Source organism: Labrys sedimenti (assembly GCF_034424805.1).
GTDB lineage: Bacteria > Pseudomonadota > Alphaproteobacteria > Rhizobiales > Labraceae > Labrys > Labrys sedimenti.
On the sequence record NZ_JAXOUF010000002.1, the window covers coordinates 341,417 to 355,878 of the forward strand.

The window sequence follows — 14,462 nt, forward strand, 5'->3', positions numbered from 1 at the left end:
GTTCAGTGGCTTCTCATGGCGCCCTTGAACAGGCGGAAATTGAGCCAGATGGCGATCAGGATGATCGAGCCGGTGACGATGGGTGTCAGGAAGGGCGACATATGCGCCAGCACCAGGCCATTGGCGATCACCGCCACCGTCAAGGCGCCCAGCACCGTGCCGACAACCGTGCCGCGCCCGCCGAACAGGCTGGTGCCGCCCAGCACCACGGCCGCGATGACGTCGAGCTCGAAGCCCTGGCCGGCATTGGAGGAGCCGGAGCCGAGGCGCGCCGCCAGGATCACGCCGGCGGCGGATGCGGCCATGCTGGAGAGGATATAGACGCACAGCACCACGAAGCGGGTGTTGATGCCGGCGCGCCTGACCGCCTCGGCATTGGCGCCCACGCCGGTGACGTAGCGGCCGAAGGGTGTCCGGGTGAAAACGAGGAAGGCGATCACCAATACCACGAGGGCGATCAGGGCCGGCACGGGCACGCCGACGAACCAGGCCCGGCCGATCGCGGTGAAGGGGCTCTGGGCCTCGACCGGGATCGAATAGCCGGCGGTGATCAGCAAAGCGAGGCCGCGGATCACCGACAGGCCGGCCAGGGTGACGATGAAGGCGGGAATGCGTTCATAGGCGATGAAGAAGCCCTGGATGGCGCCGATCACCCCGCCCATCGCCAGCATCAGCACGATGACGAGGGGCCAGGGAATCCCGGCTTGGAGGGAGGCCGCCGACAGTGTCGCCGCGAGCGCCAGCACCGAGCCGACCGAAAGATCGATGCCGCCGGTGGTGATCACGAAGGTCATCGCGGCCGCCACGATCAGGAGCGGAGCCGACTGGCGCACGATGTTGAGCAGGTTGGGGGCCGTGAGGAAGGCGTCGGTCCAGATCGAGAAGACCAGGCAGACGAAGATGAAGAACAGGGCGATCGAGATGATGCTGCCGTTCGCCATCGCCTTGTCGCGCCAGCGGGCCTTGTGGACGCGGGGGCGATGGGCAGGGGTGGTGGATGAGGCCGTCATGCGCGGGCTCCATTGTCCTTAGGAGCGCCGGCGGAGCGGGCGCTGAATTTGCGGCCGACGATGAGGTTGACCACCTCCTCGATATTGGTGTCCTCGATCCGCCGCTCGGCGACGTTGCGGCCCTCATACATCACCTGGATGCGGTCGCAGACGAGGAAGAGGTCCTGCAGGCGGTGGGTGATCAGGATCACGCTGACGCCGCGGGCGCTGACGGTGCGGATCAGTTCGAGCACCGCCTCGACCTCGGCGACGGCCAGGGCGGCCGTAGGCTCGTCCATGATCAGCACGGAAGGGTTGAAGGAAGCGGCGCGGCCGATGGCGATCGACTGGCGCTGGCCGCCGGAGAGATTCTCGACCTTCAGCCTGGTATCGGCGATGACAATGCCGAGCTTGTCGAGCATGTCGCGGGCCTCGCCATGCATGCGACGCTGGTCGAGGAAGGGGACGCCGAGGATGCGGTGCCTGGGCTCGCGGCCGAGGAAGAGATTGCCGGCGACGTCGACGCTGTCGCATAGCGACAGGTCCTGATAGACCATCTCCACCCGCGCGGCGCGGGCGTCGGCGGGCGAGGCGAAGGACTGCACCTTGCCGTCGATCTCGATCGTGCCGGAGTCGGGGATCACGGCGCCGGAAAGCACCTTGCTCAGGGTCGACTTGCCGGCACCGTTGTCGCCGACCAGCCCGAGTACCTCGCCGGGCCTGAGCATCAGCGATACGTCGTCCAGGGTCTGGATCGTGTTGTATCGCTTGGAGATACCGGTCATCTTGACGCGGTAGGGTTCGCCACTGTCCATCATGGTTCCGCCTGGCAATGAGATGCCCTGCCCGCTGCTCAAGGAGCAGCGGGCTTGGGCCAACTATGCGTGGGGGCCTGTCGGCCCGTTACTTGAACATGCCCCGGAACTTGTCGACGTTCTCCTTGGTGACGATCGTCACGGGAACGTTGATGATCGGCTCGATCTTCTCGCCCTTCTTGAGCTTGGCCAGGGCTTCCACCGCGGCCTTGCCTTCGCCGGCCGGATCCTGCTGGATCACGCCGGTCACCCAGCCCTGGTCGATGCCCTCGATGGCCTGCTTGGTCAGGTCCCAGCCGAAGACCTTGACGCCGTCCGTGCGCCCCTGGCTGGTCACGGCGGAGACGGTGCCGAGCAGGGCAGGTTCGCCGGTGGCATAGAGCGTGGTCATGTCGGGATTGGCCGTCATCAGGTTCTCGGCGGCGCTCAACGCCACGTCCTGCACGTTCTGGCCGTCGACGGTATCGAGGAAGGTGACCTTGAGGCCGCTGGCCGTCACCGCCTTCTTGAAGCCATCCAGCCGCTGGTTCTGGATGTAGGAATTGAGGGCGCCCACCACGCCGATCTTGGCGGTGCCGTTGAGCTTGGACTTGACGTAGTCGGCGTAGAATTTGCCGATGTCCTCGCCCGCCTTGAGATTGTCGACGCCGACGAAGGAGACATTGTCTCCGTCGGGGATCTGGGCGTCGATGGCGATGACGGGAATGCCGGCCTTCTTCGCGGCGGTGATGGCGGGCTTCACACCGTTGACGTCGATGGCGATCAGGATGATGCCGTCGACCTTCTGGGTGATGTAGTTCTCGATGGCGTCGTTCTGCGCGCTCGGAACATTGTTGGCGTTGAAAATGACGAGCTTGGCGCCGGCTGCCTTGGCGGCGGCTTCCGCGCCTTCGTTGATCTGGTTGAAGAACAGGGCCTGCTGGTTGATGGTGACCAGGGCGAAGGTGTCGGCCAGAGCGGACACCGATCCGAGGGACAGCGTCAGGGCTGCCGCTGCCGCGCAACCGGCGAGATGTTTTGAAAGCCGCATTTCAGTTCCCTTCATGGATGGCCCGTGTCGGGCTCATTCTCAGTTCTGACATCCGCATCATTCAAGAGACTTGAATTCATGTCAAGTTACTTGAATGGCGGTTTCAGGGATTCTTGAAACGCCGACGGCGGAGAGCTTTGAAGAGGCTAGAGAAGAAACGCTTCTGTCATCCCCGGCGGGGCCAGAGGCCCCGGGAAGGGGAACCAGAGCCAGGGGCTCCGTTTTGCCCCTGGATTCCCTTCCCGCCGCCTGCGGCGGCGCCGGGAATGACAGAAGCGTCTTATTTGCTCCTCGAGGTTTCCTCAGAAAGTGGCAGGCGTGTTGACCCAGAAGATGCTGGCGCGCTCCGTTCCGGTGTTGCGATACCAGTGCGGCAGTTCCGACTTGAACACGAAGGTGTCGCCGACGGAGAGCTTGAAGGTGCGCTCGCCGACCATCAGCTCCACGGTTCCGGCCAGCACATAGCCGACCTCCTCGCCCTGATGCTGGATCGGCCCGGCGCTCTCGCCGCCGGCTTCGATGTGGTGAATGTTGCACTGAAGGAGATGGCCGGAGGAATAGGGGATCACCCGTTCCAGCGAAATGCCTTCGCCGCGCCGGAGTGGGTCCAGCGAGATCAGCGGGCGCGTGCCGGCGCGAAAGACGATGCCCTCCTCGCTGTCCGTCTCCTCGAACATCCAGCCGATATTGGTGCCCAGCACTTCGACCAGGCGGTGCAGCATGGGCAGGGAAGGGGAGGCCTTGCCATTCTCGATCTTGGACAGGAGGCTTTCCGAGCAGTCCGCGGCCGTCGCCAGGGCCTTCAGCGTCAGCCCCCTTGTCTGCCGCGCCAGGCGAAGGCGCGTGCCGAGGCGCACCGGATTGGCCTGTTCCAGGGGATCGGGCTGATCGCCGGCGCGTCGTTTGAGGTCGATCTTGTTCATTGCGCGATTGCCAGGATGCTTGATTGCCCGAGAGCCTAGCCGACGATTCTAGGCCACAAGCCCGCACCCTGTCCACTTCGCCGCCGGCCGACTGGCATCGACGTCCCGGATGGCTGGGCAGCCGCCACCTCCCATGCTACATCCGCAAGACCTTCGGTGCCCGCTTGCGGGAGAATCGGGAACGCGGTTCGAAGCCGCGACGTGCCCAACGCTGTAAGGGGGACTATCCGGGCAGGTTTCAGGCCACTCGCTCTGCGGGGAAGGCGTCCGGATGGGTGGATCCCAAGTCAGAAGACCGGCCGGAGGCGATAGATCGGCGTGCGCGGACGGCGCGGCGATTGCCATCGTAAGGGGAACAGCGATGGAGCCTTCCAAGCAGGCGCTTGCGCCTTCGGGTCCGTTTTCGCCGGCCGAACGCGAAGCCGTCTATCGCGCCATCTTCACCAGGCGGGATGTCCGCAGCCAGTTCAGTTCGCAACCCGTGCCGGACGACGTCCTCGCCCGCATCTTGCTCGCCGGGCATCACGCCCCCTCGGTCGGCTTCATGCAGCCCTGGAGCTTCCTGGTGCTGCGCTGCCCCGAGACCCGCCACAAGGTGCAGGCCCTTTTCGAAGAGGCCAATGCCGAGGCGGTGGCGATGTTCTCGCCTGAGAGGCAGGCGCAATATCGTTCGCTGAAGCTGGAAGGCATCGTCGATGCCCCGGTCAATCTGTGCATTACCTGCGATCCCGACCGGGCCGGACCCGTGGTGCTCGGCCGCACCCATGACATGGCCATGGACCGCTACTCCACCGTCTGCGCGGTGCAGAACATCTGGCTTGCGGCACGGGCCGAGGGCGTCGGGGTCGGCTGGGTCAGTATCGTCGATCCCATGCGCCTGCGCGAGGCGCTGGGCATTCCCGAACGCGTGGTGCCGGTCGCCTATCTATGTCTTGGCTATGTGCACGAAGCCTATGCCCGGCCGGAGCTGGAGGTGAAGGGCTGGCGCCAGCGTTTGCCACCGGAGGCCGTACTGAGCTTCGATAGCTGGGACGGGCGGCAGCCCGACCATCCCTTGCTCGCCGCCATGCGGGCCGCTATGGGAGATGCAGCTTCATAGAGCAAAGCGCAAAATGCTTTGGAGTGGCCGGCGCAGATAAGCGCCGTCCCGATCGGATGACACGGGCGATGGATTTCCTGCGTAAGAATGCGATCTGGATCATCGCGCTGCTGATCGCCAGCCTGGTTCTGCTGGAGGGGCCGAGGGCGATCCTGATCGGGGCTTTCGCGGCCGTTGTAGTCGGCCTGTTCTGGCTTTTGCGTGGCAAGGCCCGCAAGCCGGCGGCTGCCCGCCGGCTCGAGGCCGGGCCGAAGGTGGTTCCCCTCCCGCTCGACCGCGGCGCCGATACCGTCCGCCCGCAGGCGCTCGAGCGCGTTTCTCTCAAGACCATCGACGATCCCAGGCTTGCCGCCGTCGTCCTGATGATCCAGCTCGTGCGCACCAATGGTCTGCTGACCCAGGCCGAACGGAACACGATCCTCGCGCTGATGGCGGACCCTCTCGGTATCGACGACCGCGAGCGTGTCTATGAGCAAGCCCTGCTGCTGACGGACCGGGGCCGGGTGTTCACGCCGGTCGCCGAGGAATTGGTGCCGCTTTTCCGCGCCCGCCTGTCCCTGTCCGAGCGCCAGCAACTCGTCGACATGCTGGGCAAGGTCGCCAATGCCTATGGCGAGGCCAGCGATTTGCAGCGCGAGGCGATCGTCCGGCTGAAGCGGCACCTTCTGGCGCCGGATGCCGCGGCCGGGCGCTCGCTCAATTGAAGTAGAAGGCGTAGCTCGCGACGTCGCCGCCGAAGATGCGGGTGGCCTGTCCCCAGGCCTCGGCGTCCATCACCTTGCCATCGTCGAGGTAGGGCAGGGCGCCCGGGCCGGTGATCCACAGCACCAGGTCGAAATTGCCGGGCTGCTCGAAGACCCTGGCGAGATTGACGCCCTTGGTGAAACGCCAATGCGGCATCAGCAACTTGCCGTCCAGCACCTGCTCGACCTGGCCGAGCAGCGCAAGCCATGAGTCGATACGCTCCTGCGTTACTTCGAGGGAGGGCAGGACGCCACTCTTCTGCCGCGGGCCGGGCAGCCATTCGTGATCGTCGTCGGTCTCCTTGCCGATCAGCGCCCAGGTCTCACGGTTGAGCCGGATTACCGTCTTGAAATGGCCGCGGACTTCCAGCCACATCGCCTTGTCGGCCACCGGCCAGTCGATGGTATGCACCAGGCTGATCAGGTCGGCGATGGCGTCGGTGTCGCGCTTGCTGGTGCCGAACAGCGTCATGCCCAATCCGTCGCCGTCTTCAGCGCCATTGGCCTTGGCAAGGCCGCTGACGGGGCGCGGAAACAGGCTGCCGAAGCCAGCGTCCCAGCTGCGCGACATGTCGTGCGACAAGAGGGTCTTGGTCAGGGCCATCAGGAAGTTGCAATAGCCGCGCAACCATTTGGCGTCCGCCGTGTCGAAGGCGACGATGAAGGGCTTGGGCTTGCCGGCATCGTCGAGGTCGGAGATCGCGGCGCCGATATGGTCGCGCTCGTCGATGATGCCGTCGCCGTTCCAGTCGAAGCGGGTGACGGAGAGATCGACCGTGAGCTTGGCCTCGATGTCGCCGACCTCTGCCAGGGTTTGGTCCGCCTTTTCGAGGTCGGCCACGAAGGTGGTGAGGATGCCGCGAAAATCCTGATAGGTGATGGGCTGCGGATCGGGATTGGTGCTGAAGACGGTACCTGACAGGCCGAGCAGGCGCATTGCCGGGATTTCGGTTGCAAAGCCATATTTGTAGAGGGCTTGCGACAGATGTTCGAGCGCCCGTGCCGTGCGTACCATGCCGAGGCCGAGTCTGGCGTCGGCATTGCCGCTGGCCTTGGTGGCGAGGGCCAGCATCTGCTCGTCCGCCTCGCTGATGCGGCCCTTGCCGAGATAGCTCTGGAACAGGGCCGAGGCCGCATTGTCGGCCCTGGCCGGCGCGAGAGAGACCGCCACCGTCAGCGCGGCGGCCATGGCCCATGTCAGCAGATAGCGCATCGTCATTCCCGTCGGGGCACGGCATACACCGGGAATCGGAGGGAGCCTGCCTGAAAGATCGTTGGATAGGGCATAGGCCGCGAACGCCGCAACGACTTTGCGGCGCCGAGGAAAGAGCTCCCTCAGTACAGGTCTCAGTCGAACACACCAGCCACGCTGCCGGTCAGGTCGACGCCATCCTTGAGCACCCGCAGGCGATAGGCGGCAATGGAATAGACCCCGATCAGCCACGCATACATCAGCGGCAGGACGAGCAGCATCATGATCAGGGCTGCGATGCCGCCACCGGGCCCGAATATCCGTGCCAGAACATTCACGACCAGGAGATAGGCGAACCAGATCACCCAGGTCAGCAGCATCATGCCGAACAGAGGCCAGCGAAACCCCGCGCTCAGATAGCGGCTGCGGCCGAGTGCGCGGATCGGCCCGACATCCTCGTTGATGCAGATGACGAAGGAAAGCAGATAGGGAAAGACCAGATAGAGGGCGAAAATACCGGCGATCAGCATGGCGACGATGACGAAGCCGGGTGGGGCGCCAATGCCGAAGAAGACCAGGCCGAGCAAGGCGGCAACCAAATAGAGCGCGATATAGGCAAGCAAATAGATCAGCAGCAGGCCAAGGGCTGGCAAGAACCTCTTGGCACCGGCGATGCAGGCCGCCAGCACGGGTTTGGCCGGATCGACGTGGCGATCATGGATCAGACGGATCAGTGCACAATAGAAAGCGAGCGACAGGAAACATGCGGCGAGGAGCAAGAGGTAGAATATGCCGATGCTTCTTGCGATGGCCGACTCGACAGCGAGCTGATCGCCATACAAGGCGGACCAGAAGAACGAGCCAAGCAAGCCGAAGAATATGGCGAAGACCGCCAGCTGCAGCAGGAGAGACCAGCCGTAGTTGCGCAGGCTGACGCCGAAGGCATCGGAGATGATCTGCCCGATGCCCAGGGGGCTGCTTCCTGGATGTTCGGATGATGGCGAGGCGACTGACATGAGAGCTCCCCCTTGCTCATGATCAACACAATCGGATCTTCGATCCGGCCGGCACGATTGAAAGGTCAAGGCTCCAACAGAAATGGCTATCTGTTTCGGCAAGTAGAGTGCAATGACGCACGCTATCCTAGCGGCTTCGATTCAGAAACGGAGTCCCGTGCGTCACACCTGATACTGCGGGGAAAACCGATCCACGTCGTCATGGCAAGACGCGCTCGAACGTTAGCGCCTGTCCGCTCCAATGCCTTGCTTGGCTATGCCTTTGCGTTTCTCAGGGAATCCGCCAGATCGCAAAAGGTCCTGATGCGGGCTTGGATTGACCTTTGTAGCCCGATCCGCCACAAGGTCCGGCAATCTCTCCTGCCCCATCCGGACAACGCAGCATGGCCGCCGAAGCAAAGTTGAAGAAAGCCGTCGAGCATCATCGCGCAGGCCGGCTCGATGCCGCCGAGGCCGCTTATCGCGAGATCCTGGCCGGTCGCGCCGGGGACTTCAACGCCCTGAACCTGCTCGGCACGCTCCTGCTGCAGCGGGGCGCCAATGACGAGGCCGAGAAGGTGCTTCGCCGGGCGGTCGAGGTCAATCCCGGCAGCGCCGACGCTCAGATGCGGCTGGGGCTCGCCAATCGTGGCCTCGGCAATGAGTCGCGTGCGGAATATTGCTTCCGCTCCTCCCTGAAGCTCGACCCCAAGGCGGCCGATACCCATTATAATTATGGCAATCTGCTGGCTTCGCTCGAGCGCGGTGACGAGGCGCTGCAGGCCTATCTGGCCTGCCTGAAGCTCGAGCCGAGCCATGTCGAGGCCCATATCGGCCTAGGCGACCTCCTCCTGCACAACCAACGGGCCGAGCCGGCCGCTGCCCATTATCAGCAGGCCGTGGCCTTGAGGCCCTCCTCGCCGGAGGCCCTTGTCGGCCTTGGCCGTTCGGCCCGCGCTCTCGGTAAAACCGAGGAGGCCCGCAAGATTTTCGAAAGACTGGTCGAGCTCGATCCCGAGCATGCCGAGGCCAGGCAGACCCTGGCCGAACTGGGGTAATCGTCGTTCCTCACCCTCCCTTTCAGGGGAGGGTGAGTTCTCATTTTACAGCTCGACGGAACTAGGCCTGCGCCGCCTTGAATTCGCGCCGGCGCGCGTGGAGCAGCGGTTCGGTATAGCCCGATGGCTGCGAGCGGCCCTCGAAGACCAGATCGCATGCCGCCTGGAAGGCTATCCCGTCGAAACCAGGAGCCATCGCACGATAGTGGGGATCGCCGGCGTTCTGGCGATCCACGACCTCCGCCATACGCCGCATGATCTGCCTGACCTCATCTGCGCTCACGATGCCGTGGTGGAGCCAGTTGGCGACATGCTGCGCCGAGATGCGGCAGGTCGCGCGGTCCTCCATCAGTCCGACGTCGTTGATGTCGGGCACCTTCGAACACCCGATGCCCTGGTCGATCCAGCGCACCACATAGCCGAGGATGCCCTGCGCATTGTTCTCGACCTCGCGGCGGATCTGCTCGGGCGTCCACTTCTGGTAGCTTGCGACCGGGATTTCGAGGATCGTCTCGACATAGGCCCGCCTGCCGCCTTTCGCCAGCGCGGCTTGCACCGCGAAGACGTCGACCTTGTGGTAATGCAGGGCGTGGAGCGTGGCAGCCGTCGGGCTGGGGACCCAGGCGCAATTGGCGCCCGCCTTGGGATGCTCGATCTTGGCTTCCAGCATGGCCGCCATCTTGTCCGGCATCGCCCACATGCCCTTGCCGATCTGAGCCTTGCCCGAAAAGCCGCATTGCAGGCCGATGTCGACGTTCTGGTTCTCGTAGGCGCCGATCCAATCCTTGCGCTTGATGAAGTCCTTGCGGCTGAACGGGCCGGCCTCCATCGAGGTATGGATCTCGTCCCCGGTACGATCGAGGAAGCCGGTATTGATGAAGACGATGCGATGCTTCGCCGCTCGGATGCACTCCTTGAGGTTGACGCTGGTGCGGCGTTCTTCGTCCATCACCCCCAGCTTGACGGTATGCTTGGGCAGGCCCAGCACCGCTTCGACATGGGTGAAGACCTCGTCGGCGAAAGCGACCTCGTCGGGACCGTGCATCTTGGGCTTGACGACATAGACCGAGCCGGCGACCGAATTGCGCAGGCCCTCGGACTTCTTCAGGTCATGCATGGCGATCAGCGTGGTCACCATCGCATCCATCAGGCCTTCGAAGATCTCTCCGCCATCCTGGTCGAGGATGGCCGGATTGGTCATGAGATGGCCGACATTGCGCACCAGCATCAGCGCCCGGCCCTTGATCGAGACTTCGCCGCCATTCGGTGCGGTGAAGGTCAAGTCTGGGTTGAGCTTGCGCGTCATTTCGGCACCATCCTTGCGGAAGGTCTCCGTCAGCCCGCCCTGCATCAGCCCCAGCCAGTTGCGATAGGCGACCACCTTGTCCTCGGCATCGACGCAGGCAACCGAATCCTCGCAATCCATGATCGCCGAGATAGCGCTCTCCAGCCGGATGTCGGCAAGGCCTGCCTGGTCGCGGCTGCCGATCGAGTGGGCCCGATTGAAGATCAGCTGGACATGCAATCCATTGTTGCGAAGGAGCACGGCGTCGGGCGCGCGCGGGTGGCCGCGATAGCCGATGAATTTCTCCGGTTGGAGCAGCGGCAGGTCGTCGACCAGAAGCGCGCCGTTGCGGATATGATAGCGCCGGGCATCCGCATGGCTCGTACCCTCGAGCGGGAAGGCCTCGTCGAGGAAAACCCGCGCCCTTGCCACGACGCGCGCACCGCGGCCGCGGTTGTAGCTGCCGGCGGGCGGCGGGCCACCGCCTGCGTCGGTGCCGTAGAGGCTGTCATAGAGGCTGCCCCAGCGCGCATTGGCGGCGTTCAGCGCGAAGCGCGCATTGGTGATCGGCACCACGAGCTGGGGACCTGCAACCGTGGCGATCTCCGGATCCACATTCTCGGTCGCGATGGTGAAATTGTCGCCCTCGGGTAAGAGATAGCCGATCTCGGTGAGGAAAGCCTTGTAGGCTTTGCGGTCATGGGGCTGGCCGTGGTGGGCGAGGTGCCAGGCATCGATCTGGGCCTGCAATTCGTCGCGCCGCTGCAAGAGCGCCTTGTTGCGCGGTCCGAAGTCACGGACCAGGGCAGAGAAGCCATCCCAGAAGGTCTGTGCCCCCACTCCCGTGCCGGGCAGTGCTTCCTGCTCCAGAAAGGATGCAAGCTCGGGCGCGACGAGCAGGCCGCCGCGTGCCACGCGTGTGGCCGAGTGTCCGGCTTCAGCCTTATCGTTCATGGTGATCCCTTATCAGTCAGCAATTGTCGTGATCATGGCGAGTCTGGTTGTGGATACGCCAAACATCCCCGGTTGGGTATCGAATTTCCATCTGATGGCAATGCTGAGACGGTCACACTCTCCCAGAGCCAGAACAGCGAGCGTTGCGGCGAAACCGCAGTTTGGCAACGGATTCGAGGAGGGCTTCATCCAGGTTGCCCACCCTTTTCTCATGGCTTGCCGGCGCGGCGGGACGCTCGCCGTCGCACATGCCTGGAGTCTCCTTATGACGTGGGCATTCGTTTGATGCACGACGCGCCGAGCAGCAGGGCGATGAAGAGACCGAAGGCGGCGACCCACATGGCCGTGCTCATGCCGGAAAGGGAACTGCCGCCTGCACCGATCACGCCGAACACCGCAACGCCGACCGCGCCTCCGGTCTGGCGGAGGGCGTTGAGAACGCCGGAGGCGATACCGGCCCGGGTCTTCTCCACCGTGGCGAGCAGGGCGCCGATCATGGCGGGCACGGCGAGTGCCATGCCGAAGCCGATGAGCAGCAGCGGCCACCAGATATGGGCGTAGCCGGCATCTCCCCGTAGCTGCAGCGCCAGGGTGACGAAACCGAAGGTGTCGATGGCGAGGCCGAGCACGATGGGCAGCCGATTGCCCCAGCGCACGGCCACGCGCCCGGACATGATGTTGGTGATCGCGATGAGGCCGGTCATCGGCAGGAAGGCCAGTCCGGCGCTGAGAGGCGACATGCCGAGCCCATCCTGGAAATACAGGCTGAGCAGGAAGATGGCGCCGTAGAAGCTGACATTGAGCAGGGTGCCGATCAGAGCCGCGGCCGTGAAGATCGGGTTGCGGAACAGGCTGAGCGGCATCATGGGCTCGGCCGTGCGGGCTTCTACCGCCAGGAATAGCGCGCCTGCCAGGAGAAAGACGACGATGGCGCCGAGAATGGCGGGATGGCTCCAGCCCAGGGGCTCGCCCTCGATGATCGCTGCCGTCAGCGCCACGACGGTCAGGATGCCGAGGATCTGGCCCGGCAGGTCGATGGCGCGCGCATGGCGCTCGGTTGTCTCCTCGGTGAAACGCAGTGCCATCCACAGTGCGAGCAGGCCGACGGGCAGATTGATCAGGAAGATGCTGCGCCAGCCGAACAGGGCGATCAGCAGGCCGCCGAGCACGGGACCTGCCACCATGGCCAGGCCGCCGACGGAACCCCAGACACCGATGGCCTTGGCGCGCTCGGACGGGTCGCGATAGGCATGGACCACCAGGGCCAGCGACGGCGGCATCAGCAGGGCGGCGCCGATGCCTTGCAGCACGCGCGCGGCAATCAGGGCGGTGCCGCTCGGCGCAAGGCCGCAGGCGAGCGAGGCGAGGGTGAACAGCGCCAAGCCGAGAAGGTAGAGACGCTTGGCTCCGAAGCGGTCTCCGAGCGCTCCGCCGGTGAGCAACAGGCCGGCGAAGGCCAGCGTGTAGCCGTTCACCACCCATTGCAGCCCGGCGACGCCGTCCGCCATCAGGCCACGCATCTGGTCGAGCCCGACATTGACGATGCTGACGTCGAGCTGCACCAGTGCGACGCCGAGGCTGAGCGCGGCCAGGCGAGCCGCCGGGCGGACCGGCCTTCGCAGGCCGGAACCGGCCGGTTCCGTTGCGGATGCCCAAACCGGCTCGCTTCCGGTCCCGCATGGTTCCGGTACAGCAGGCTGCAGACTGGTCATGATGAAAATCTCTTCTTGAATAATTATCGCGTCGGCGATGTCATTTGAGTATGATATTATTCATACCTAGAAGTGGTTCGATTGGCAATCGACCAATGCGGGATCCAGTCTCGGCAGGGGGCGGATTGCAAGGGAGGCGGTAATACTCGACCAGGACGATCACCCCAGCCGGGAGGAGATCACTCTCGGCCCCATCTTGGCAGCGCTTGCCGATCCGCATCGGCGGCGCGTGGTGGCGACGCTCGTGCTCGCCCCCGACGGCACGGAGATCGGCTGTTCGTCGTTCGGCCTGCCGGTGACCAAGGCCACGCGCACCTATCATTTCCGCATGCTGCGCGAGGCGGGCCTGATCGGCATGGTCGATTACGGCAATTGCCGCAAGACCTATCTGCGCCGGGCGGACATCGAGGCGAAATTCCCGGGCTTGCTCGCCTGGGTGGTTGCCGAGGCGGAAGCCGCATCGGGTTGAGAATTCGCCTTCGAATGCGGGACAGATTTGAGATTTGGTCATCCATGGGCAGCTCCGAGAGCATGATGCTCTTGAGACACCCGATTTTAGCGGGATGAAGACCAGGATGTTTCGGCGGCAGCCGAAACATCCTGTCGTCAGGGCGAGCCCTTCGCCGTCGGGCAGCCCGGCCGGTCGAACAGGGCGGCGAGCCCGCAGGACGAGGTCAGCATCTTGTCGCCGTTGTGGCCCACGCCTTCCACCAGCCAAAGGCTGTGGCGGGGCGTGCCTCCGTCGCGCTGGCGCATCGCCGAGACATAGGCCTCACCGCGGGCCAGGCGGTAGGGGCCCTGGGCTTCGGCCATGCAGGTCTTGTCGAGCGCGGGGTGGTTGGGATCGGTGTCCTCAGTCCCGAGCAGGTAGATCACGCGCCGGGCGGTATAGGTCTTCTCCAGCGCATCCGGTGAAGGGGAGGCGAGGTAGGACGGGCGGGCCTGCATGCCATATTTCCAGTCGTCGAAGCCGTGGCAGGAAGCGGCGATATCAGGCGCTGGCCGCTCGGCCGAGAAGTAGGCATAGGAAGAGGGATTGGCGACGACATAGCGTACGCCGATGCCTGCGGCAGCCAGCGTGCTTTCGCCCTTGCCGGCGATGGCGTAGCGCTGCACGACCTGCCCGCCGCCGGAATGGCCGGCGACCACCACTTCCCGCAAATGCGGGAACAAGCGGCGATCGGCAAGGCGGGCCAGAATGGCATCGAGGGCGGCAAACGAACTCACCGGCTTGGGACCGAGGGCATTCTCGCCCCCCTGCCAGCTCGTCAAAGTCCAGCGCAGGATGCCGGGCGGCAGGTCGAAGGCCTTCGCGTCCACCTTGGCGAGGAATTGCGGTGCGATCATCAGGCTGGTTTGCCCGGCGGTGCCTGCAGCGGCCTGGGCCTTGAGGGCCGAGCGGAAATAGACGTCGGCGTCGCGCAGCCTGCCATGCAGCACCAGGACGGCGCGATCGACCTGCGGCAAAGGCTTGGACCAGTCGGCGGAGACATAGAGCGGCAGTTCGCCGCCACCGGGAACGGCGATGCGACCGTCGGCGATGACCTTGACCGGCTTCTCGTTGGGAGCCCGCTCGTCCTGGGCGAAGGCACTGCCGGTCAAGGCAAGGAGCATGGCGAGGAACAGGCTGCCGAGCTTCGTCATCGAGTTCTCCTTTTTTGGGAGCG

At 64.6% G+C, this 14,462-nt stretch carries 13 protein-coding genes and 1 riboswitch; of the genes, 4 read left to right on the top strand and 9 right to left on the bottom strand.

The genetic code is table 11. From position 1 onward, the window contains the following. Positions 1 to 2 precede the first annotated feature (2 nt). The 4 genes from U1R88_RS08050 to U1R88_RS08065 all read right to left on the bottom strand — a co-directional run bounded on the left by U1R88_RS08050 (position 3) and on the right by U1R88_RS08065 (position 3,757). Complete coding sequence (locus U1R88_RS08050) at positions 3 to 1,010, bottom strand: ABC transporter permease (protein ID WP_322430778.1); 1,008 nt, start codon at positions 1,008 to 1,010, stop codon at positions 3 to 5. Then, positions 1,007 to 1,807, bottom strand: coding sequence for an ATP-binding cassette domain-containing protein (locus U1R88_RS08055; protein WP_322430779.1), 801 nt, complete (start codon positions 1,805 to 1,807; stop codon positions 1,007 to 1,009). Before U1R88_RS08055 ends, U1R88_RS08050 begins: the two co-directional genes overlap by 4 nt. Positions 1,808 to 1,892: 85 nt before the next feature. After that, entirely contained in the window at positions 1,893 to 2,834 is a 942-nt protein-coding gene (locus tag U1R88_RS08060; RefSeq protein WP_322430780.1) for an ABC transporter substrate-binding protein, read from the bottom strand. A gap of 302 nt (positions 2,835 to 3,136) precedes the next feature. Next, positions 3,137 to 3,757 carry a cupin domain-containing protein gene (locus U1R88_RS08065; RefSeq protein ID WP_068286621.1) on the bottom strand — a complete coding sequence of 207 codons (621 nt, stop codon included), beginning with the start codon at positions 3,755 to 3,757 and terminating at the stop codon, positions 3,137 to 3,139. A 137-nt stretch (positions 3,758 to 3,894) separates the two neighbouring features. After that, a riboswitch (cobalamin riboswitch) is annotated at positions 3,895 to 4,075 on the top strand. A 43-nt stretch (positions 4,076 to 4,118) separates the two neighbouring features. Between U1R88_RS08065 and bluB the strand changes: the two genes are divergently transcribed. Together bluB and U1R88_RS08075 are read left to right on the top strand one after the other, a co-directional pair. Further along, positions 4,119 to 4,856: a 5,6-dimethylbenzimidazole synthase gene (gene bluB / locus U1R88_RS08070; protein WP_322430781.1), complete on the top strand. Its 738-nt coding sequence runs from the start codon at positions 4,119 to 4,121 to the stop codon at positions 4,854 to 4,856. 68 nt (positions 4,857 to 4,924) lie between these two features. After that, positions 4,925 to 5,560 carry a TerB family tellurite resistance protein gene (locus tag U1R88_RS08075; protein ID WP_322430782.1) on the top strand — a complete coding sequence of 212 codons (636 nt, stop codon included), beginning with the start codon at positions 4,925 to 4,927 and terminating at the stop codon, positions 5,558 to 5,560. Here the strand turns inward: U1R88_RS08075 and U1R88_RS08080 are convergent. Further along, on the bottom strand, positions 5,553 to 6,812 hold the full coding sequence (locus U1R88_RS08080) for a hypothetical protein (RefSeq protein WP_322430783.1): 1,260 nt from the start codon (positions 6,810 to 6,812) through the stop codon (positions 5,553 to 5,555). The two genes, U1R88_RS08075 and U1R88_RS08080, sit on opposite strands and share 8 nt — an antisense overlap. Before the next feature lie 134 nt (positions 6,813 to 6,946). After that, positions 6,947 to 7,807 (bottom strand): DUF975 family protein, encoded by an 861-nt coding sequence (locus tag U1R88_RS08085; protein ID WP_322430784.1) that lies wholly within the window; start codon positions 7,805 to 7,807, stop codon positions 6,947 to 6,949. Between the two features lie 383 nt (positions 7,808 to 8,190). On the opposite strand from U1R88_RS08085, the gene U1R88_RS08090 reads away from it, so the two are divergent. Then, positions 8,191 to 8,844 carry a tetratricopeptide repeat protein gene (locus tag U1R88_RS08090; protein ID WP_322430785.1) on the top strand — a complete coding sequence of 218 codons (654 nt, stop codon included), beginning with the start codon at positions 8,191 to 8,193 and terminating at the stop codon, positions 8,842 to 8,844. Between the two features lie 61 nt (positions 8,845 to 8,905). On the opposite strand, the gene U1R88_RS08095 is transcribed toward U1R88_RS08090, so the two are convergent. Further along, positions 8,906 to 11,083: a malate synthase G gene (locus tag U1R88_RS08095; RefSeq protein WP_322430786.1), complete on the bottom strand. Its 2,178-nt coding sequence runs from the start codon at positions 11,081 to 11,083 to the stop codon at positions 8,906 to 8,908. 263 nt (positions 11,084 to 11,346) lie between these two features. After that, positions 11,347 to 12,795, bottom strand: a complete 1,449-nt coding sequence (locus U1R88_RS08100; RefSeq protein ID WP_322430787.1) for a DHA2 family efflux MFS transporter permease subunit — start codon at positions 12,793 to 12,795, stop codon at positions 11,347 to 11,349. A gap of 196 nt (positions 12,796 to 12,991) precedes the next feature. Here U1R88_RS08100 and U1R88_RS08105 point away from each other — a divergent pair, with 196 nt between their 5' ends. Then, complete coding sequence (locus tag U1R88_RS08105; RefSeq protein ID WP_245314682.1) at positions 12,992 to 13,264, top strand: ArsR family transcriptional regulator; 273 nt, start codon at positions 12,992 to 12,994, stop codon at positions 13,262 to 13,264. Positions 13,265 to 13,401: 137 nt separating this feature from the next. Here the strand turns inward: U1R88_RS08105 and U1R88_RS08110 are convergent, their stop codons facing one another. Beyond that, complete coding sequence (locus U1R88_RS08110; protein ID WP_322430788.1) at positions 13,402 to 14,439, bottom strand: alpha/beta hydrolase; 1,038 nt, start codon at positions 14,437 to 14,439, stop codon at positions 13,402 to 13,404. Positions 14,440 to 14,462: the final 23 nt, after the last annotated feature.